The organism is Laspinema palackyanum D2c (genome assembly GCF_025370875.1).
Classification (GTDB): Bacteria; Cyanobacteriota; Cyanobacteriia; order Cyanobacteriales; family Laspinemataceae; genus Laspinema; species Laspinema palackyanum.
The window spans coordinates 1-21,857 of record NZ_JAMXFD010000031.1 but is presented as its reverse complement, the minus strand read 5'-3'; the positions used below and the strand labels follow the sequence as shown (position 1 = coordinate 21,857).

16 protein-coding genes are annotated in these 21,857 nt (G+C 48.2%); 10 read left to right on the top strand and 6 right to left on the bottom strand.

What is annotated here, in order from left to right; all coding sequences use genetic code 11:
• Positions 1-74 precede the first annotated feature (74 nt).
• A complete protein-coding gene (locus tag NG795_RS24525) occupies positions 75-257 on the bottom strand; it encodes a hypothetical protein (protein ID WP_367291240.1) in 183 nt (60 codons plus the stop codon).
• Positions 258-476: 219 nt separating this feature from the next.
• Between NG795_RS24525 and NG795_RS24520 the strand changes: the two genes are divergently transcribed.
• From NG795_RS24520 to rpoD, 7 genes are all read left to right on the top strand, one after another.
• Positions 477-1,331, top strand: a complete 855-nt coding sequence (locus tag NG795_RS24520; protein ID WP_367291239.1) for an alpha/beta fold hydrolase — start codon at positions 477-479, stop codon at positions 1,329-1,331.
• Positions 1,332-1,479: 148 nt separating this feature from the next.
• The gene (locus NG795_RS24515; protein WP_367291238.1) at positions 1,480-2,094 is read left to right on the top strand and encodes a helix-turn-helix domain-containing protein; all 615 of its coding nucleotides are present in this window, start codon (positions 1,480-1,482) and stop codon (positions 2,092-2,094) included.
• Positions 2,095-2,413: 319 nt separating this feature from the next.
• The gene (locus NG795_RS24510; RefSeq protein WP_367291237.1) at positions 2,414-3,718 is read left to right on the top strand and encodes a FecR family protein; all 1,305 of its coding nucleotides are present in this window, start codon (positions 2,414-2,416) and stop codon (positions 3,716-3,718) included.
• Positions 3,719-3,777: 59 nt separating this feature from the next.
• Entirely contained in the window at positions 3,778-5,610 is a 1,833-nt protein-coding gene (locus NG795_RS24505) for a CHASE2 domain-containing protein (RefSeq protein ID WP_367291236.1), read from the top strand.
• A gap of 1,606 nt (positions 5,611-7,216) precedes the next feature.
• Positions 7,217-9,469 carry a serine/threonine protein kinase gene (locus NG795_RS24500; protein ID WP_367291235.1) on the top strand — a complete coding sequence of 751 codons (2,253 nt, stop codon included), beginning with the start codon at positions 7,217-7,219 and terminating at the stop codon, positions 9,467-9,469.
• Between the two features lie 395 nt (positions 9,470-9,864).
• The gene (locus NG795_RS24495; RefSeq protein WP_367291234.1) at positions 9,865-10,563 is read left to right on the top strand and encodes a polysaccharide deacetylase family protein; all 699 of its coding nucleotides are present in this window, start codon (positions 9,865-9,867) and stop codon (positions 10,561-10,563) included.
• A gap of 1,820 nt (positions 10,564-12,383) precedes the next feature.
• Entirely contained in the window at positions 12,384-13,547 is a 1,164-nt protein-coding gene (rpoD, locus tag NG795_RS24490) for an RNA polymerase sigma factor RpoD (RefSeq protein WP_367291233.1), read from the top strand.
• 144 nt (positions 13,548-13,691) lie between these two features.
• On the opposite strand, the gene NG795_RS24485 is transcribed toward rpoD, so the two are convergent.
• From NG795_RS24485 to NG795_RS24465, 5 genes are all read right to left on the bottom strand, one after another.
• A complete protein-coding gene (locus tag NG795_RS24485) occupies positions 13,692-13,847 on the bottom strand; it encodes a CAB/ELIP/HLIP family chlorophyll-binding protein (RefSeq protein ID WP_263011744.1) in 156 nt (51 codons plus the stop codon).
• 146 nt (positions 13,848-13,993) lie between these two features.
• Positions 13,994-15,298 (bottom strand): ABC transporter ATP-binding protein, encoded by a 1,305-nt coding sequence (locus NG795_RS24480; RefSeq protein ID WP_367291232.1) that lies wholly within the window; start codon positions 15,296-15,298, stop codon positions 13,994-13,996.
• Between the two features lie 380 nt (positions 15,299-15,678).
• Positions 15,679-15,861, bottom strand: a complete 183-nt coding sequence (locus NG795_RS24475; RefSeq protein WP_367291231.1) for a hypothetical protein — start codon at positions 15,859-15,861, stop codon at positions 15,679-15,681.
• 579 nt (positions 15,862-16,440) lie between these two features.
• Complete coding sequence (locus NG795_RS24470; protein WP_367291230.1) at positions 16,441-17,163, bottom strand: class I SAM-dependent methyltransferase; 723 nt, start codon at positions 17,161-17,163, stop codon at positions 16,441-16,443.
• A gap of 63 nt (positions 17,164-17,226) precedes the next feature.
• Positions 17,227-17,409, bottom strand: a complete 183-nt coding sequence (locus NG795_RS24465) for a hypothetical protein (protein ID WP_015150064.1) — start codon at positions 17,407-17,409, stop codon at positions 17,227-17,229.
• A gap of 270 nt (positions 17,410-17,679) precedes the next feature.
• Here NG795_RS24465 and NG795_RS24460 point away from each other — a divergent pair, with 270 nt between their 5' ends.
• The 3 genes from NG795_RS24460 (at position 17,680) to NG795_RS24450 (ending at position 21,608) form a co-directional block, all read left to right on the top strand.
• Positions 17,680-18,048: a hypothetical protein gene (locus tag NG795_RS24460; RefSeq protein WP_367291229.1), complete on the top strand. Its 369-nt coding sequence runs from the start codon at positions 17,680-17,682 to the stop codon at positions 18,046-18,048.
• Between the two features lie 241 nt (positions 18,049-18,289).
• Entirely contained in the window at positions 18,290-20,830 is a 2,541-nt protein-coding gene (locus NG795_RS24455; RefSeq protein ID WP_367291228.1) for a sugar phosphate nucleotidyltransferase, read from the top strand.
• A gap of 247 nt (positions 20,831-21,077) precedes the next feature.
• Positions 21,078-21,608, top strand: coding sequence for a single-stranded DNA-binding protein (locus NG795_RS24450; protein WP_367291227.1), 531 nt, complete (start codon positions 21,078-21,080; stop codon positions 21,606-21,608).
• Positions 21,609-21,857 lie beyond the last annotated feature (249 nt).

Here is a 21,857-nt window from a genome sequence, read left to right as displayed (position 1 = left end):
TTAGCTGTTAGGCCGCCAATCGTTTAAACCCCCGCAGGTTGTCTGAACAGGTGAAGATGAATAATAGGGTTGATTTAATAGCGTCTCGGGGTTTGGAGGCGATAAAGGACCCCGAAGGTAATAGACAGAAAAATTAACAGCCAGAGGACACCACTGGAAATTCCGGTCAAAATGCGGAGACCTCTGAGTACCCAGAGGGCTAGAGTAAGACCGGCAATGCTCCAAAATACCCCTAATACGATCTGCTTTTGATTCAAAGGTTTAATCTGATGTCAAATTGTCATGTAAAATGGAATTATAGCAGATTTTAGGCGCAAAGGGATAAACGGATGAAATCTGAGAACTTTTGTGATTTGCCATAAGATTTGGGGTGGGGTGGCGATCGCCCCTAAGACATCCGTAGAATCCTCAATTGCCAATTTTTTACCGAAAATCTAAAATCTAAACTTTCCCCTCTAAAATCTACACCTGCGATCATGCCAACCCGTCACACCCTGAATTTCCCTGATCTCCAGCTTTCTTATCTGGAATGGAATCGAGGAAAAGAGCCGTTATTGTTGTTGCATGGGTTGGGAGACCATGGGCTGGTTTGGTCCAGTTTAGGGGAATACCTGAGCGATCGCTATCATATTATTGCACCGGATCTGCGAGGGCACGGTTATAGCAGTAAACCCCTGAAGGGTTACACCACTTCAGATGTACTCGGCGATCTCGAAGGATTATTTGAGCATCTCAATTGGCGATCGGCTCATGTTTTGGCTCATTCTTGGAGTGCGAAAATTGCCCCGATTTGGGCGCGATCGCATCCTGAGCGTTTTAACAGCATGATTCTGGTGGACCCCATCTTTATCACCAAAATGCCATCGATCATGAAGCTGAGTTTTCCCATCCTTTACCGGACTTTAGCTTGCCTGAAAATGATGGGTCCCTTTCCCAGCTATCAAGCAGCACAGGTGCAGGCGCAGCAGTTGGATCAGTACAGCGGGTGGAGTCCCTTGCAACAACAGGTTTTTCAGGAAGGGATTGAGGAAAAACCCAATGGAGAGTGGGGGAGTAAGTTTACGATCGCCGCCCGAGATGGCATTTTTGAGGATGTTCTGCGCGTGGATGGATTAACCGAACCCCTAAGTACCCCGACCCTATTCATTCAACCCGAACAGGGTGTTAATCGCGCCGAATGGCAAATGAAACCTTACAAAACTTATCTCAAAAATCTGACTCTCCATCGGATTGCGGGCAATCACTGGCCGTTTTTAGCCACTGCAGAGACTTTCAATGCGATCGTTGCCGATTTTTTAACTGGGGTTTCTACAAAAAAGTCCGGTGATTAGGGGCCTAGCCCCGATTGGAGAGTAGACAAATTCCCCTAAGAGTTGTTATCACTTGAGGGGTTATACATCCGAGGGGTATTACCCCACATCTTGACGCTTTACACTTCTACATGAGAATCTGTTCCCCTAAAGCACGGAGAAAATACTAATGACTGGCTCGAATTTAACCTTTAATTTTACCGGACTGTCCAGGCCCAAATCAGCAGAGGAAGAGACTCTGCTGAGTCGAACGCATTTAGAGAATGCAGTAGCAATCCGATCCACAGAAACAGAACCCTTAATGGAGTGGATCAGCGATCAAACCGAACTCAACAGCGATCGCCTCTGGGAAGAGGCCCTGCGGCAACTGGGTCAAGAACTAGAACAACGCAGACAACAGCAAGGACTCTCTCGCGAAGAACTCTACAACCTGACCCATGTCCCCCAATATCAGATCCGCGCCCTCGAAACCGGGTCCATTGAGAAATTACCCCAAGATATCTACGTCCGAGGGTTTATCCGTCGCCTTGGAGATGCCTTGGGATTAGATGGGGCCGCCTTAGCCGATTCTTTACCAGAACGCAATCCCATCGAAACCGTCGTGGATTCGACAAGACCCTCAAAATTTGCCTTGAGCTTGTCACTGAGCCCGATCCATCTTTACCTCGTCTATGGCGTGATTTTAGTCAGTGCAATCCTGGGATTGTCTTTCCAAAAATCCCATAACCCATCGATCTCCCCATCCAATCCATCCCTTTCCAATCCCGTGGATGTCAACCCCTAAAAAAACGGCTAAATCTGGCTAAATCTTGTCAAGGCAGGGATGATTAATTAAATAAGTGAACACCGCTGGGTTATTGAGCCCGAGGGTATTGTCTCAAATCGTCAATTCCAATCGCGCAATTCCCCCAGAATGGTGCCGTAGCAGTGGTTAATCCGATGGGTTTCCGTCATCGTGGGGATACCGTCCGGTTGAATCCACAAGTGGAGGACCAGCCCGTACTTGGGGCCCTGTTCAGACCAACCCCAAGCCGAGTGGACGCTCAAAATAGCTCCGGATGGGCAGATCAAGAATTGGAAACCTGATAGAGAGTCAGGCTGGGGTGCCTCTATATTGTACTCAAGAGGCCGAAGCCTCAACCTTGACCGATCGCGCAAGACGAATCTATCCCGAAGGAAACTTCTGGAGAATCGGAATTCGTCGTGGTTTTGGTGCGATCGCGCCGATATGCTCTAAAAATACTTCCCTAAACTTATCAAAGCTGATGAATAATATTTCCACCCCTGCTTTAGCTTTACCTCAGATACTCCGAGCCATCTTATTATCCTGGGGGGCGATCGCCGCCTTAACTCCCTCTCCAGCAATGGCGATCGCCGAACCGGACGTTCAACCGGAAACCCCGACCCACAGAGACCTTCCCCAGGGAGGTCTCTCGTTTGTAGAAGAACCTTTATTTGTCCCCTCTGACAAGACCTTGGCCCTCGAAACCCAGGGGGAAGGCATCTCCGACTCCTTGACCCCCGCAGAAAGGGGCCCGGTCCCCGAAATTTCGCCAGAGCAACCGCTTCTGAGCGCCGACCTATTGGCGCAGACTGCCACGGGTTGTGCCGGAGGGATGAGAGTAGAATCGGTCCGAGGCAGCGTCACCTTTGAAGGCCGTCCCATTCAAGTTGGGGACTGTTTCCAACCGGCGATCGGTACCTGGATCGCCGCAGAGAACTCCAGCGCTCGTTTGCGATTTGACAACTTTCGGGGCAGCCTAGAAATGGATGAAATCAGCGAATTTGAGATCGAAAGTCTTGCGGAGGGTAATGTCGATCTATTTGTACGCCAGGGACAGGTCAGATTTTCCCTGGGACGGTTAACCCGTGATTTGGCCACCGAACTGGATGGAGAGGCGATCGCCATGAAGACCCTCCCCTTCTCCCTAGAAGACCCCCTGTTAACCCAGGACCGTACTGGAGATTCCCCCTTCAGAGTCCGGACACCCACCGGCGTTGCCGGGGTGCGCGGCACCTCATTTGGAGTTGATGTCGGACCCAACGGTCAAACCGGAATTCGGACCGTCGATGGCAGCGTCAGCGCCACAGCACTCGGACAAGAAGTCTTGCTCGGTAACGGTCAATTTACCGTCATTGCCCCCGGTTTGGCTCCCACTGCGCCCCAACCGATTCCTGCCGACTCCAAATTTGAATTACTCGTCACCCAACCCCGGGGATCCAGTCGAGTTCTCATTCACGGTAAAATTGATAGTCCAGATATCTTGTTACTCAACGGTGAACCTGTTGTTACCAATCCCGATGGCAGTTTTTCTCTGTTGATCCCCAGACCTGCCTCCCGACGACTCCGGTTCGTCGTGCGTGGACCGGCAGTGCGAGAACGAGTCTATTCGATTCCGGTTCAATAAATCATCCAAATTCTTCAAATCTGGATTCCTTTCTATGGAGTTATTGGGGCATTTATTTTGTGGGATTTCGACAGTGGCTACAAGGTTATTTTAAAACTCATCATCCTTTGTTCCCCGGGGCGATCGCCGCACTGATTTCCGTGACAATGGGGCTAGGGGGTGCATGGCAACCCCTAGAACGGTTGGGGTATGGGGTCTTGTTTAATCTTCGTCCCGAACTCAAATGGAATCCCCGGATTACAGTGATTGCCATTGATGGCAAGAGTTTACAGGATTACGGACAGTTCCCCTGGTCTCGCGATCGCTATGTCGAACTTCTGAATGCTCTCAACAATTCTTCCCCTGCGGCCATTGGTTTTGATATTCTGTTTTTGGACCCGAGTCCTCAAGATGAATCCTTTGCTCGCGCAATTCAAGCCAATGGCAGAACGATTCTCGCTAGTGCCGGTCCCGAAGAAGAACCCTTACCCGTTTTAAAAGATGCAGCAGCGGCGATCGGTCATATTCTTCATGAACCCGATAGTGATGGCATTAGCCGTCAAGGAACCGTTTGGTTTAATGGGATACCGACCTTGAGTTTAGCCGGGGTGCAAGTTTCGGAAAATCAAAGCCCTGAAACGTTATTAAATCAAATTCCACCCCAGGCTATTGTTAAGCCTTATCCCGAGTTTGACTTTCAAAATGTCTGGATTAATTGGCCGGGAAAAATACAGCAAGTCCCGACTTATTCATTCGTGGATGTGGTCGAGGGTCGCGTTCCTCCCAATGCCTTTGATAATCAAGTGGTCTTAGTCGGATTTGTGGCGACGGGGATTGATCGCAAAATTTCGCCCCTTCAGCCGATTACCGGGGTCTATGTCCATGCAGCGATTTTGGATAATGGGTTAGAGGGACGGTTTTTAAAACGGCTTTCCCCAGTCATGACGGGGGTGATTTTAATTGGGATTAGTTTATCCATGAGTTGGGTATGGAGCGATCGCGGTCTGATGCGCTTCGGATTGGCACAACTTCAGATTGCAGCGGCAGTGGGGTTTCCTCTGGCTTGGTTTGCCATCGCTTTAGGGGCTTTTACTTGGGGAAATTGGTGGATTCCCGTTGCTGCACCCATCGGCACCATGCTGTTAGCTGGAATCATTGTTCAACTGCGCGATCGCTACGAAAAACAACAGCTGATGCAGCTTTTTGCAAAACAGATTTCTCCCGAAATGGCTCGTGTAGTTTGGGACCGTCGGGATGAAATTTTTAACCAGGGAGATTTACCGCCTCAAGAACTGATTGCGACGGTTTTATTCATGGATATTCGGAGTTTTACGACTATCTCTGAAAGTTTACCTCCCCGGGAGTTACTCTCCTGGCTTAATGATTATTTGGATGCGATGTCTGAATGTATTATGGAGCACGGGGGAGTGATTGATAAATATATTGGCGATGCCATTATGGCGGTGTTTGGTCTGCCCTTTCCTCGCCAAAATCCGGAGGAGATTCAGGCGGATGCTATGAATGCGATCGCTGCTTGTTTAGCAATGGATGCGAGGCTGAAAGAACTCAATCAACGGATGAAAGCGGAAGGAAAACCGTTGATTCAAGTCGGCATGGGGATTCATACAGGTCCGCTGATTGCAGGGAGTGTCGGGGGTAAACAACGGGCCAATTATTCGGCGATCGGGGATACGGTGAATGTGGCGGCACGAGTAGAACCGCTGAATAAAGAGATTGTTGCTTATAATCTGTATCACCTCTTGGTTACTGAAGAAACCTATAATTACGTCTGCGATCGCTATCAAGGCGTTCAAGTTACTGAACTTCACCTGCGCGGTAAACAGCAGGAGACAATTATTTACTCCATTTTAGGGGAACGACCCGACGAAGATTCGCCCAATTCCTCGGTTTAATGATCGGGTTTAGCCCTATTCCTCAATTCTAAATTTAAAAACAATCCCACCCCTTACCACGGAACCGCTGTGTTATTGGGTCTACAATGACGGACCTCACAACTGAACAATTAACTTACCCTGATTCAGGAAAGAGAGGGTAGGGTTTGCCATTTCTTAATTGCAAACTCTATCCACGGGATTTAGGAGGAGGGGTTCCTGGAGGAGATTTTTGGGCCGTTTTAGGATGATTACCTTCTAAGTTAGGTTTTCGGTCTTGGATATTAGAGTTACAACAAGGTGTAGACTGATGTGAATTGCAGGGCTTTTTAGATTTTTTAGGCTTTAAAACTTCAAGGGTAAAGAGAATAAACAAAAGCGAAAAAACCAGAATTGCCATAATAGTTGAACCCTTAAAAACAAGGTGTTTTGAAAAAATTAAGCCTTGAAATTGCCAGAATGTATCAAATAATGCCGGAAATTGTTCAACAATTTTTGACTGTTTCAGCCGAAGAGTTTGCCGATTAAATCAGTGCAGAATCTGATTATTTGAGACTAGATTCAGGGTTTAGACGGGTTTGGAGTTGGACAAAGCGCTAGTTTTACAAAACTTGGAGAATCAGTCATTTCACAGAGGACCTGACAGGGGTACAGGCCCCAAAAAAGATAACTGAGGGGGCATTGCTACATTTATACTCACTTTTTTTAAACATAGACTGAGCATTTAATATCTTTCATGCTCAGTACGGACAATCCGGACAACCTGGTTTTATTTGAGTTTTACAGCATCGGTGGGTTAATCCTAGAACCACGGGTTCTGTGCATAACCGATGAATATCCACGCCGAATTTAGGGTAAAAACCCCGTTTCTGAGTGGAAAACTTTTCTTGAGTAGGGATACCCTGGGGACTAGGGCCGAATTTGAGCTTATAGATGAAATTTGGGTAAAGTTAGAAGGAAACTTTAATCAAAATTCATTCATTTTTATCGAAAATTTATGAAAATTTATGTAGAGATTACCGAGGCTTTTAACAACTTCTAAATACCTAGAATGTTCACCTGAGATTGCAGTCACTAAAAAAACGATTCAACCGGAAATAAATTGGGGGATTTTGCCCCATGTTCGGAGGACAGAGCTTTTGGCAAAACCGAGGCGGAGTCTGACCTTTTGGTGGATTCCGGGGTTCGGTCCTGGTTGAAATTAATGTTATATAGGATACTGCGATGATGAAAACCCGATTAACGGAAGAAAATTCGGGACATTCAAAAATAATGGGCAATATTCCTGATAGAGAAACCCGGAAGCTGAAAATTGGTTGCACTCATACCTGAATAAGCTCTTAGTTTGGCTAGAAACCGCAGTCCCTTGGCAGTGAGCAGTTTCGCTGCTGATGAGTAGTGCATCCCCCATCGAAGGCATAGCGCGATCGCCCAACGGACCGATAGCATCGGATCTAACCTGGCTTGATTCAACTGGACCAAACGGTCAAGGGAACAGCTACAACCATTTGATGCCAGGGAGTTGGAGGGATTGTTGGGGCCTCTAAGCAAGCGATCAGGTTGATTTTAAACCTCTGTGAAACTCAAGGTCAAGGTGGAAATTCTTTCTATGCAGAGAGTCGCGTCAATGCCCATATTAGAAACCTTATTAGCCGATCGCTATCAAATCGTTAAAGTTTTAAATGCCGATGGGGTCGGCAACACCTACATTGCTAAAGATACAAAAAACCCAAGCCATCCTAAATGTTTCGTCAAGCAGCTTAATCTAGCCACACCGAATCCCCATTGTCTCAAATCAGCGCAACATTTATTTGGGATTGAAGCCCAAACCCTAAAACAACTGGGAAATCACGATCGCATTCCCCAATTGTTGCACTGTTTCACCGACGCAGATTCCTCCTATTTAGTTCAGGAATGGATTGAAGGGGTTAAACTCCGTCACCTCCTGCCCATCGGTCAACGCTGTAGCAAGCGGTGGAGTGAGAGCGCTTGTTTGGAGTTTCTCAAAGAAGGCTTATCCCTTCTTCATTTCATCCATCAAAACGGGTTTATTCATGGCAATATCGCCCCGGATAAATTAATTAAACGCGCCGACGATGGGAAATTTGCCCTCGTAGACTTTGCCAGTGTCCAACGGATTCGCGACCGAAATATCCCGGGATCTAGACAAGCTTCGATCGCCTTACCGATCGCCACCTTTGGCTATTTACCCCCGGAACAACTCACAGGAAACTCCCGTCCCAACAGTGATATCTATGCCTTGGGCTTACTTGCAATTCAAGCCTTAACAGGACTACATCCAGCAGACTTAGAAGTGAACTCCCACACGGGAGAGATTGATTGGCATTCAGACGCGATCGCGCCCGTGGGTTCGGCGTTGGTTGCCCTGTTAAGCAAAATGGTGCGCTATCACTGCAAACATCGTTACCAGTCTGCCACGGAAGCTCTGAATGAATTGCAGCTTCTACAGTTTCCCGAGTCCAACCCAATCCATCTCCCGCCGATAGAAATTCAACCTATACCCACCCCTGAGACAAGAGAAGAAACTCAAGACACTGCCGCATTCCCAGAGACAGAAGTTGCGATCGCGGCTCAAATTCCCGTAACCCTAACCTGTGCAGCAACAGCCAATCTTCTTGAACAGCGTGATGCGATGGATAGAGTCTCCCCCATCTCCCCTGTAAACTCCTCACCTGAAGCGATGACGGTTCCTCATGAACCATTAGAAATGGAATCTATGTCGTCTACAGAATTGAATCTGACGCCAGATCCCGTAGTTGCTCCATCCTCACTCCCACCCCAACCGATCCCCTCGAAAAAAGGGAGTAGTGTTAAGGGTTCTAATATTCTGCTGCTGGGAATGTGGGGTGGGTTTGCGGTGAATTCCCTGGTGATTACAGGGGGTTTAACCTCGCTGTTCTCTTTTTCCACCGCAGATGATGGGCCGAAACTTTTAACCCAGGCGACTCTACAATATCATGCCGGGGAGTACGACACAGCGATCGCCCTGGCTGAGTCGATTCCCAACTTTAGTGAGGCTTATGGTGAAGCTCGCACTAACCTCGACCGTTGGCGCGTAGACTGGGAAAAAGCCCAGAGTCAATTCCCCATAGTAGAAAAAGCCTATCAGGAACAGCAGTGGGTCGAAGTGATCCAAGCCTCCGCCCCAATTCCTGATATTACCTATTGGCAAGATAAAATTACTCCCTGGGTGCAGGAAGCCACAACTCAAGTGGCACCGCAAACCCCGGAATGGTTGGAAGCCGCCTACGCCAAGGGGCAAGAAAGAGATTTTAAGGGGGCCTTAGAATTACTTAAGAAGATTCCCCCAGGGACTCCGGCTTATGAGGAAGCGGTTGCTAAAATTCCCGAGTATGAGGAAAATTATCGGATCCGCCTAGAAGCCGAAGCGCATCAGTTATTAACCCAAGCTTACCAAGCGGCGATCGCCAAAGATTTTGCTAAGGCGATTCAGTTGCTCGAAAAGATTCCCTCGGGGACGCAGACTTATTCTAAGGTCCAAGAGAAGATTAGAGAATATCGCACGAAGCAGCGGATTAAGGGGAATTCACTGTTGCAGGAAGCCTATCAAAAAGCGCGAAAGCAGGATTTTGTCGGGGCGATCGAGATTCTCAAACAGATTCCTCGGGATACCCCGGCTTATGCGATCGCCCAAACCAAGCAGGTGGAATATGCTCAAAAGCAGCGCAATCGGCGTACAAGGGCATCGGTGAATGGGGTAAATGTGGCGACGGATGCTCCGCTTCAATTGTTGGGGATGTCTGTGGATGGTCCACCGAGCGATCGCACCGCAGTCGGTTTTCCCGGGGGGGTGTCCCTAGGGTTCAATCCGGGGGATTTTTTACAAGAGATTTCTTGAATAGGGTTGAACCCTTGAGGTAGGGTTTTAGTCAGGGGTTGAGTTTAGGTATTTTTGCCCAACTCAATCCCTAATTTTTTAGGGCATCGGGTTAGGAGTAACGGATTAAGGAATGCCAGAAAAAGTAAATCTGGGGCCGGGGACCCTTGGATTCGGGTTCTGGAGTTGAGGGATGAGGACCGAGCATCTTTAAACAATCTTGACCGTTTCTTTACAAAATCATTAAATTTTTCTCATTATTATAGGGTAGGAGATAGGGTAAAAGAGTGAATTTTCCAGTTCCGGTTTTCGGGGCCGCAGAGGTGCCTATTTATGAGCGGAAATTGTTTTAGGCTGATTGGGGATAAAAATCGATTCAAAGGTTACATTTGATAAAGAATAATTAAGACTTGCTCATGAGATTTGCCCCCTTATATCCGCTGGTTTATCGAATTCTCCAACCGAGCTTTCCTAAGTGTCTGTGGTCGGGCAAGAATACGGAACGGGCGATCGCCTTGACCTTTGATGATGGACCCCATGCGGAATACACCCCACAGTTACTCAAGGTGTTAGACCACTATGGGATCATCGCCAGCTTTTTTTGGCTGGGGGTTTGCGTTGAGCGATCGCCCTGGGTTGCCAAAACGGTGTATGAACGGGGACATTGGATCGGGTTGCATGGATATGAGCATCGGTCATTTCCGCGCCTGAGTCCGACACAACTGCGAGAGAGTTTAGAGAAAAACCAAGCAGCGATCGCTCACGCCTGTGAATTGGAACTCGAACAGGTCAAAAACCAGATCCGAGACGTGCGACCCCCAAATGGGTTCTTTACCCCGGGGATCTTGCGCCATTTGGAGCAGTGGAACTACCGTCCCGTGATGTGGAGTGTCGTAGTAGAGGACTGGTGGAGACCCGGGGTATCGGTGGTGGTGGACCGTGTTTTGAGGCAGGTTCAGAACGGGTCCCATATTGTTTTGCATGATGGATGGCATGGGGGGGAGGACGTGGCGGCGATCGCTGAAGAATTAATTCCCCAGTTATTGCGAGCCGGTTATCAATTCGTTACAATTGATCGCCTTTGGCAGTCATGCAGTCTACTCTACCCCCGGTAAATTTGATAAAACTCCACAAGTTTCACAAAACTTAACAAAGGGGTGAGCAACCGGCATTGCCCTAGGGATAATCAGTTCTTTCACCTAGATCAATGTCCCAGAGAATACATGGAGCAGCACTGAAGTCAAGAGACGATCGCGATTGTCCGCGTAATCAGTGCCACAAAAAAAAAGGATTGAGTCATCGATCTATTCTGTGGAACTTCAAGAAAACCTTTCCGTATCAAAGCCAACCGAGCCAGATGTGTCAGAATGAGAATGAAAAGAACAGCAATCCCGACTTCGACAAAAAAAAGCACAGATGTCGATCCGTTCGCAAATGGGGGAATGTTAATTTAAGATTCATCTCTACCTGTCAACTTTCTTGTTGATTGATTAGAATAACTCAGTAAACTACCGTCATTGAACCGGATTATTATGGAACGACAACCCATAACAACCGCTTAAGGGGGGTCAGTACGCTGGAACGAGTGGAGTTGAAAACGCAATCAGAGCAATTTCAACCCCCCTTGAGATGGGGAAGCATCAGCGACCTTCCGTGGGGTTCACTGTTGATCGTCTGAAAAAATCGGGCAGCTAGATTATAATTGTCCTAGCCTTGTCCCACTGAAGGGGTTGCACCGAAAAACTCATCTCATGAGGTACTGTAAACAGAACTCCCCAAAGGGGGAAAAACGAAGTCTCCTCTGATTCGGTTGGTGTCCGATCCCGTAGGGGGTACTCCCACAAACGCTCGTGTCATTTCCTGTCGAAACGAATTTTAATCCAATGGCAACAGCAGGGGTCCAACTTCTTCTCACCAATCATCAGTGGCAAGGGTGAAGCAAAAAACCCAAACTATGCCCAATCAATTGGGTGTAGGGAGGGGATCTAGCCTAAGCCAAACACTCTATCCCAGTCCTGATAATTTGAGAGGAGATCGCCTCTGAGTCATCGGTTGCATCCAGATTTGATGGAGAGATGGATTTTGTGACTCGTTTCATTCAAAATAGTCGCCAATGACTGAACAGTTTGCTACAATTTCAAGCAACTAGGGGGTGATGGAGAAACCGGGTCTGACCGAATCTGACCACTCATCAATGCTGAAGGACCGTAAATGGAGTAACGGCGAAGTCTTTGGATGTGAGTAAAGTTAAGGAAATCAAGTAAAAATGGGTGCAGTGACAGTTTTTAGATTATTTGGAAGTCATCGGGGAAAAGCTCCCGGGAATGAAGATCAGTACAACCGTCGGAGTGGATGGCAATCGTTCACCGAGAAGAGAATAGGGATTCAGTCATGATGCCTTCTAAAACAAGACGAACCTTGTTAAAGTGCCTAGATCAAGGTTATCATGTCAACCCGCAGCGAGATCGGGATACCCCTGATTTCGGGGCATGAGAACCCCAGAAACAAACGACAATGAAAACCAAGGTGCAATTTTTGTGAAAAAGGCTACAATCGGGAAGGTCTTATCGGGACCGCAGAGAATCTTGATTGATTTCCACTTCTAAATAGCCCTGAAGGTGTGTTTAGTAAGTGATGTATCGAACCCCCTTTCCTGATCAGCAGCAGTTGAGTGAGGTGTTTCGTGACTAGCCATCGGATCCGTTCATCTCCTGAAGAGAAAAAATGGGGCGCGTGGTGACCATCATCACCGACGGGCGATCTCTCGCCGGAACCAATCGTCTCTTGATTTGGAGTCCAAGGCAGTTGCGTAATGATCCGCTTTTGACAGGTCCAAGGTTCGTAAAACTCAGTGATAGGCTAGGGTGTTAGCACATCCCCCAATCACACAAATTTGTTAGTTGATTGTTTCGTGATAGAGCATGAGGAACGCGGCATGACCCAGGCTAATAACGTACTGGCACCTATTGAGACGACCGATATCCAATCCATCGGTGAATCTCAGCATGATTTAGAATTATTAATTGAGACTGATGACGAACCGATCCTATCCATCGATGACGATGAATTTTTAGAGGCGGTCTCAGAAGACGATGACCCGAAAGCGACCAAGGCACGATCAACTCGTCGTCGGGCGCAACCTAAGAAGAAGCATTATACGGAAGACTCTATTCGTCTTTATTTGCAAGAAATTGGTCGGATTAGACTGCTGCGTGCAGATGAAGAAATTGAACTCGCTCGCAAAATTGCTGACTTGCTCGAATTAGAGCGAATTCGCGAACACCTTTGCGATCACTTACATCGAGAACCCTACGATGCGGAGTGGGCAGATGCAGTGAAAATGACTGTGGGTCAATTTCGCCATCGACTTCATTGCGGCAGACGAGCGAAAGATAAAATGGTGCAATCGAACCTACGTCTCGTGGTGTCGATCGCTAAAAAATACATGAATCGAGGACTCTCATTCCAAGATTTAATTCAAGAAGGGAGTCTGGGTTTAATCCGGGCTGCGGAAAAGTTTGATCACGAAAAGGGTTATAAATTCTCCACCTATGCAACTTGGTGGATTCGGCAAGCGATTACCCGGGCGATCGCCGATCAATCCCGGACCATTCGTCTGCCGGTTCATTTGTATGAAACGATCTCTCGAATTAAAAAAACCACTAAACTGCTCTCCCAAGAAATGGGGCGGAAACCCACGGAAGAAGAAATCGCAACTCGGATGGAAATGACCATCGAAAAGTTGAGATTTATTGCTAAATCGGCTCAGTTACCTATTTCTTTAGAAACGCCGATTGGTAAGGAAGAAGATTCCAGATTGGGCGATTTTATTGAGTCCGATGGAGAAACTCCAGAAGATCAGGTGTCGAAAAATCTATTGCGCGAAGACCTCGAAAGCGTTCTGGATACCCTGAGTCCTCGGGAACGGGATGTTCTACGCCTGCGTTATGGCTTAGATGATGGCCGGATGAAAACGTTAGAAGAAATTGGTCAAATCTTTAATGTGACCCGAGAACGGATTCGGCAAATAGAGGCGAAAGCGTTACGGAAATTGCGCCATCCCAATCGCAACAGCATTCTGAAAGAGTACATCCGCTAGGGGACTGTACGACATGGGGGAAGCTCGATCCTGAGTTGGATCATTGATCATCGGTGATGGGTTTCCCAAAAAAAAATCGGGGGTTCCTTTGGGAACTCCCCGGTATTTTGTCATATCCGCTCAGATCCGTGGTCATCAACCGGCTTAAATGATGCCTAAAAAGTGCAGGACACCTTGACCTGTGGTCAGTTCCAGGATCACCGCAGAAATAAAGCCGATCATGGCGAAACGACCGTTCCAGTTTTCTGCACTGGGGGTAAATCCCCAATTCCATCGATTACGCGGTTGTGGTTCTATCATGAGATGAAACTCCGATTTATAAAGGTTTGTTCGCTTTCATTAAAAATTGTAACAATTATTTGCCAAAGTGACAACTTTGTGAATTAGGGCGCTAGGGGCAGAGGGGCGATCGCCTGAAGTCGGCCATCACCCCCCAGCATCCGCCTTTAGCGATCGCGGGCAAAAATTGCCCGTCCCGTTTCGCGATCAAACAGGTGAATTTTTTCGAGGGCGATCGCCAACCAAATCTCCTCCCCGGGATGCACCATCCAATCCGGTTCAATTCGCGCCTGAATCGGTTTAGGCAGGTCATGACCTGGGAGTGTACCCACAATATAAGTCTCCGAACCCAATGCCTCGACCAAATCCACCTTGACCTTCATATTTTTAGTCGCTGCCGGACTCACACTCAGATGTTCGGGACGAATTCCTAAAATGAGCGATCGCCCGTCATACCCTTGTAACGCCGTCCCCCAATATTCCGGCAAGGTAAACCGAAACGAGTCCGATGTGATAGATAACGGGGCCTTAAATTGCACCGGAATAAAGTTCATAGGCGGGGATCCGATAAATTCGGCGACAAACAAATTCGCTGGGCGGTGATAGAGTTCCAGTGGGGCAGCAATCTGTTGAATTTGTCCAGCATTCATCACCGCAATGCGATCGCCCATCGTCATCGCTTCGGTTTGATCATGGGTAACATAAATCGTCGTCGTCTCTAACTGTCGCTGCAACTTGACGATTTGACTGCGCGTTTCCGCGCGCAATTTAGCATCTAAATTAGAAAGCGGTTCATCCATTAAAAACACCTGGGGATTTCGCGCCATTGCGCGTCCCAGGGCCACCCGTTGCTTTTGACCCCCAGAAAGTTGTTTCGGCAGGCGATCGAGTAATGCTTCGATTTGCAATAACCCCGCCACAGTTCGGACTCGCTGATCCACTTCCCGTTCTTTTGGGGAAAGATAACGCAGGTATTTCGGCAGATTCCGCGTCATTGAAACTAAGGCATCTTCCGCCCAATTGGGAACCGAGGTGGTATCATCTCGGACCTCTGTTCCCTCGGATGTGGCATCATCCATCACCAGAGTTCGCCGCAACCCAAAGGCAATATTGTCATAAACCTTGAGGTGGGGATAGAGGGCGTAGTTTTGAAAAACCATAGCGATATCGCGGTCCTTGGGGGGGAGGTCATTGAGGAGGCGATCGCCCACCCAAATATTCCCGGCAGTTAATTCTTCCAATCCCGCAATCAAGCGCAATAGGGTACTTTTGCCACATCCTGACGGTCCCACCAGGACCATAAATTCGCCATCTTCCACGGTAAGGTTAATCCTCCGTAAAATCTGGGCAGGTTTTAACCCCGGGGTGGAGGGGTCATCGGTCCCCGATAACCCGTCTGGTGGGACTGGCGTCACTTTTTCGCGGCGATCTCCATAACTTTTGTAGACGTTTTCAATAAGAACTCTAGCCATAATCTGCTCAAATCTTTATTAACCCCGACGCGATCGCGTCTGTTCTCATTCTCCCTTACTTTCTCTCTGGTTGTGGCATCAAGATCCTCGGTTTTGGATGAAGTAACGACTTCAGTCGTTCTCTTGATGTTCGTAGTAACGACTTCAGTCGTTCTCTTGATATTCGTAGTAACGACTTCAGTCGTTCCAAAGTTGCCCGATCGCCCAAGTTTCTGGGTTCATGGGGACAACCCGCAGGGTTTTGGATCCGGAAATGACAGCAAGTCGTTACTACGAACGGAGGTTTTTTCTGAATTTTGGGACCCGGAAACGACAGCAAGGCGTTACGACGAACTCTTGAAGATAACGCCTGAAGGCGTTACTACGAACGGGGAATGATTTTAGTCGGGAGGTAAAGAGATATCAAACCCAGTTGATCGCACAAATGGGTGCGACAATTTGATGGGTTCTCCCCTTGGGGTCCCGGATGCTTTGTTGACGACTCGGGTAATTTGCCAATGCTGCCAGACTGTTCGTTCTAATTCTAATGCCTCAGTTAAGGTTTCAAAGCTCGGTAATCTCAAAATTTTGTCATTTTTAATGGCTTTCTCCGGCCGGAAATGTGAGCTATTTACCCGACTTGCGCTATAAGCGCAAGTCGGGTAAATTACACTCTTGTGCGATTGTTAGGGCTGGCTGTGAGGTACTTATACGGAATTCGGTTGTGATAGGTCTTTAAAAACGAGCACAGAAAGGTGGGCATTGCCTCCTGAGCTTGTCGAAAGGCCTACTTTTAACTACTTTTACCAACCGGATTCCGTATTAGTGTCCAAAAGTGAGAAACGTCTAGAATGGTAATAATATCAGAATGCAATGTGAGAAAAGTTGAAGACAATCCCCCTCTAGTTCACCGACCCACACCGGCAACAGGGGAGCAGACGGATAGAGCGATCGCCCTAATTTTGAGCCAAATCCCACAGGGGAGGCGATTTTAAGCCAGAACTTGAGCTAATTTCCGGTTTTCACGGATACTGCCAAGCAGCCAAATCGAGGGAGTTACCGTCATAAATCGGGACCGGAAAAATTGCAAATAACGTCTGATTTTGAGGGGTAGCCCGACTGAGCGGGCTTTGTAGCTGCACCCGATTGGGTGCCGGTTTTGGCTATTCAAATCTAACCTTATACATGGAAAACAGTTTTCCTTCTGAGCGCTTCACAACTTTACAGCCGGATGCTTTAATGAGTTTTTCCCATTCCGTGATCGGTTCTAAAAACACCTCAGTGCCAAGATACATTTCTAAAATTCCCCAATTTTCGGCGAGAGTTGCTTCAGGGTTGACCACATCAAAAACAAAAGAACCGTCTGGCTTTAAAACCCGCTTCACTTCCGCCAGGACATCAGTCCAATAGGCTAAGGGATAATAGCAACTAAACCCGGTGGCGATCGCCAAATCGAACGCATCTTCCCCATAACTGAGACGATGGGCGGGTCCTAAACAAACCCCTTTAAACAACTTAGAATTCAATTGCGGACCCCGAGAATTGAGGGCATCTCGCGCCACGGTACTGATCTCTTGACCATAAAAATAAGCCTCCCAATCTCGCCAAGGATAGACTAAGAAACTGACCCCACAGCCAATATCCAGACAGCGCTGATTTTTTTTAGGTTTAGCAATCTCCCAGAATGGAGAAACTTGAGACCCTTGTAACGCACCCGAGACGCGATCTTGAAAAATCGGCATCGACTCCACTTCGGGGGGAAGTTCAATCGGGTCCCCGTGATACTCCTGATTAAAGCGAGACGCTACAGGAGAAAGCCGAGGTTGCCAAGGGTCAGGGCCTAAGAACTCGGCATTCGGTGGACTACTATTTGAAACTTTAGACATGAACCATTATCCCTAGGATTGGCCTGATTATTTTACCCATTTGGATTGGGAGTGGGTGGGAGATTAGCGACCCTTGAGGGCCTTGGTAAAATTCTTGCGATAAGACTTATTGACCACCAAAACGGGCCATAAGAGGGTTAAATACAAACGACCCTCAGTAAAATTGGTCCGTCTAAAGCCCTTCCAAAACTTCCAACCTCCGGCAGCATACAGAACCAGGAAGGCCAAACCTACTAACTGCATCATCTTCTTTAGTCCCCTAAGCATGAATGGTGGATTTTAGGCCGCCAAGGGGTTGATTGACCTGTGGGCGACCTAGAGAGCAATTTTCAAGAGCGGTCCGATGAACCGCTTCTATTTATCAGGTTACTCGATCGCACTCATTTGCTGCTACTCCTGGAGAGCGCATCTGCTGAGTGTGACCCGAATTAGAGAGGAATTTGCGTGATCGCGGGAGTAAAATCGGGTTAATTTCGGGCGGTTTGTGATCTCAGTGGCAGAGTTGGAGCGCGTTTTGTGGTATCGGTGAGAAAGAGTATCAAGAGGAGCGATCGCAATTTAGGGAGAAAAGAGGATTTTTGCTGCCTCCCCCTCAACTATCTATCTGCCGTTAACAATAGCGCTTGTCGAGTCATGGAAAGAAGCATTCAGATTAATCTCCTTCCCACGAGTCATCGGAAGGGATTAGCCGGGAAAAAAGACCGAGCAGACGATCCGCCATCGGTAGGAACTGGGAGGAATCTCGGGTGGGGGATAGAAACGGCGATCGCCATGCCAATCAGAGCAAAACTCAGTGACCCAGCGATCGCAAAGGATTACGGGGATGGGATCCCAACATCTATCTGGAGGATGGAGACAGGCCAGTACCCTTTGCACAACGATTAAATCTGTACCGCCAAAATAAAGCCGCCCACCTCGGGAATGAAAGCAAAATCAAGAGCGTAAAACCGACGTCAACTCCCACTCCTCCCGCAGAGGTTTTGGACATCGTAGAGGTCAAGGCGATCGCTCATGAAGCGGTCTTTTCTGTGCGAGTGGCATAGGATAAGAGTACGACAAATGGTTGCACATTATCGACAGTAATGTTGCGACTGCCCCATAAAATAAAAATGATCAAGGAGGAATTATGCGAGCAGTGCTCATGGCAGGCGGTTCGGGAACTAGGCTCAGGCCCCTAACCTGCGACTTACCCAAACCGATGGTCCCCATTCTGAATCGACCCATCGCCGAACACATCGTCAATCTCCTCAGACGGCATCATATCACCGAAATTATTGCCACCCTGCACTACCTGCCGGACGTCATGCGAGATTACTTCCAAGACGGTAGCGAATTTGGCGTTCAAATGACCTATGCCGTGGAGGAAGATCAACCCCTGGGAACCGCTGGATGCGTCAAAAATATTGCCGAACTTCTGGAGGAGACCTTCTTGGTGATTAGCGGCGACAGCATCACCGACTTCGACCTCACCGCAGCGATTAAATTCCATAAAGAAAAGGGATCAAAAGCCACCTTAGTGTTGACCCGAGTTCCCAACCCCGTAGAATTTGGGGTGGTGATTACCGATGAGCAACTGCGAATTCAGCGATTTTTAGAAAAACCCTCAACCAGTGAAATTTTTTCGGATACGGTCAACACCGGCATCTATATCCTAGAACCCGAGGTCCTGGATTATCTACCCGCCAATCAAGAAAGCGACTTTTCCAAAGATTTATTTCCCCTGTTGCTGAAAAAAGGCGAGCCCATGTATGGCTATGTCGCCGAGGGGTATTGGTGTGATGTCGGCCACTTAGATGCGTATCGGGAATCGCAATATGATGGCCTCTCGGAAAAAGTTAAGCTAGACTTTGCCTACGAATTGCGATCGCCCGGGTTGTGGATTGGTCAAAACACCTTTATCGACCCCAGCGCCAAAATCGAAACCCCTGTCGTCATTGGTCATAACTGCCGGATCGGCGCGAGGGCCAAACTCGAATCCGGCACCGTCCTTGGGGATAACGTCACCATTGGTTCCGATGCCGACCTCAAACGACCCATCGTCTGGAATGGCGCAATCATCGGCGATGAAGCCCATTTAAGAGCCTGTGTCGCCGGTCGGGGCGTCCGAGTAGACCGCCGTGCTCATGTCCTGGAAGGGGCGGTCGTCGGGTCCCTCTCCACCGTCGGAGAAGAAGCCCAAATCAGTCCCGGAGTGCGCGTCTGGCCGAGCAAAAAAATCGAATCCGGTGCTACCCTCAACATTAATTTAATTTGGGGTCAAGCGGCCCAACGCAATCTATTCGCCCAGCGCGGGGTCTCCGGACTGGCAAATATTGATATCACCCCGGAATTTGCGGTGAAATTAGGGGCCGCTTACGGGTCCACCCTCAAACCCGGTGCCAGCATTACCGTATCGCGAGACCAACGCAGCATATCCCGCATGGTTTCCCGGTCCTTAATTGCCGGATTGATGTCCGTCGGGACCAATGTCCAAAACTTAGAAGCAACAGCGATACCCGTCGCGCGCTATATCGTCCCGACCCTTTCCGTCGAGGGCGGACTTCATGTCCGCTTGCACCCGGACCGCCCGGATTCTTTGCTGATTGAGTTCTTTGACAACAAAGGTATCAATATCTCCAAGGCGCGGGAGAAGAAAATCGAGGGGGCCTATTTTAAGGAAGATTTTCGCCGCGCCCAGATTCAAGAAATCGGCAATATGGCATACCCGAGTCAAGTGCTGGATTTGTACAGTACCGGGTTTGAAAAACACCTGAATGTAGAAGCGATTCGATATAGTAACTCCAAAGTGGTCATTGATTACGCTTACGCCGTATCTGGGGCCGTTCTACCGCAGCTTTTAGCCAAATTTGGCTCCGATGCGGTGGTTCTGAATGCCAGTTTGAGTCAAATGGCACCTGTCAATGAAGAACGGGAGAATTTGCTGCTGCAACTCGGCCAGGTAGTGGAGGCCCTCCATGCGAACTTTGGCGCACAAGTCTCGGCAAACGGGGAATTGTTGATTTTGGTGGATGAAAGCGGCAGTTCTATCCGAGGGGAGTTGTTAACGGCGGTGATGGTTCAGATGATTTTGACCACAAACCCCCGCAGTACCGTGGTTGTGCCGGTTCATGCGTCATCGGCAGTGGAGCATATTGCTCGTCGTCATGATGGCAAGGTGATTCGCACCAAGGCAAATCCCACGGCGTTAATGGAAGCTTGTCATACTAATCCGAATGTGGTGTTAGGCGGCAGTGGGGATATGGGCTTTATTTTCCCTGAACTGCATCCGGGATTTGATGCGATGTTCTGTATCGCCAAAGCGATTGAGATGCTGACGGTACAGGAGCAATCCCTAGGACAGGTTCGTGCGGAGGTTCCCCGCATTTGTCATAGAACCCAGACGGTACGCTGTCCTTGGACGGTGAAGGGGGCTCTGATGCGTCATCTGGTGGAAACCCACCCAGCGGATAATTTGGAGTTAATCGATGGGGTGAAGATTTTCGATCGCCCTCATGATGATAGTTGGGTGTTGATTTTGCCTGATGCCGGTGAACCGATGGTGCATATTTTCGCCAACAGTACCGATCGCGAGTGGGTGGATACCTCGTTGATGCAGTATCGCAAGTATGTTCAGGATTTTGTTCAGGAACACGAAGGCGGCGATATGAGTATGAGCGCGGATAATTAAGGCGGCGACGGGTTTCATGGTATTTTAGGAGACGCCCATGAGGGCGTCTTTTTCTGGCGATCGCCTCACCTGTACTCTCGGGAGAATCCCTGGAGTGGGTAGGACAGGGACTCCGCAGACCGATATAATGGATCATAGGAGGAGAAACAGGGAGCAAAATTAAGAGCGCTCAATCCAGTCAGGATGAGATTCGATTTGCTGTTAAATGTTTCGTCTGATTAAGTTCTAGTTAACACAACAGAGATTTATGAATAACTGCATTTTAATGGCACAAATCATTGAAGAACCGCAATTGCGCTATACCAGTGACAATTTAGCGATCGCAGAAATGTTAGTGGAATTTCCCAGTTATCGGCCAAATGATCCACCGGCTCATTTAAAGGTGATTGGATGGGGAAATTTTGCTCAAGAACTTCACAGTAACTATCGCGTGGGCGATCGCGTGGTGATTGAAGGGCGATTGAGCATGAATACCGTGGAACGTCCCGAAGGATTTAAGGAAAAACGGGCTGAATTAGTCGCACAACGCATCCACAGTTTAGGGGAACAGACTGAGAGTGCCTCATCCCCTAGTAAGGCAACTCCCGCCACCAATGTGGTAGCTTTAGAATCCCGCAGATCCACCGCCCCTGCTGCAACGGACAAAGGGCGATCGGCTGTCGCACATACCCCCACCCCATCCGAACCAACTGGCGCATCCAGGGTCTCTCCACCCCCGGCCAAAACCTATTATAAAGAACCCCCCGTTGATGATCCAGAGGATGAAATTCCGTTTTAAATAAAAAGGCGATTAGATTTCAGCCTATCTGAGCATCAAGCCCAATTTTTATTAACATAGGTAAAGCTTTAGGTAGGCTGAAATAGCAAAAAATAACACAATATAGATATTAATAAGTAGTTAAAATATTTTAACATTCTTTGGAAAATTTATTATTTGCTTAAAATATAATTAGGGCTTGCTGAAAAAAAGCGGAATGCTGATGTGATAAGGCTTGTAGAAGTATTGCCTGGATACAAAAGACAGGAA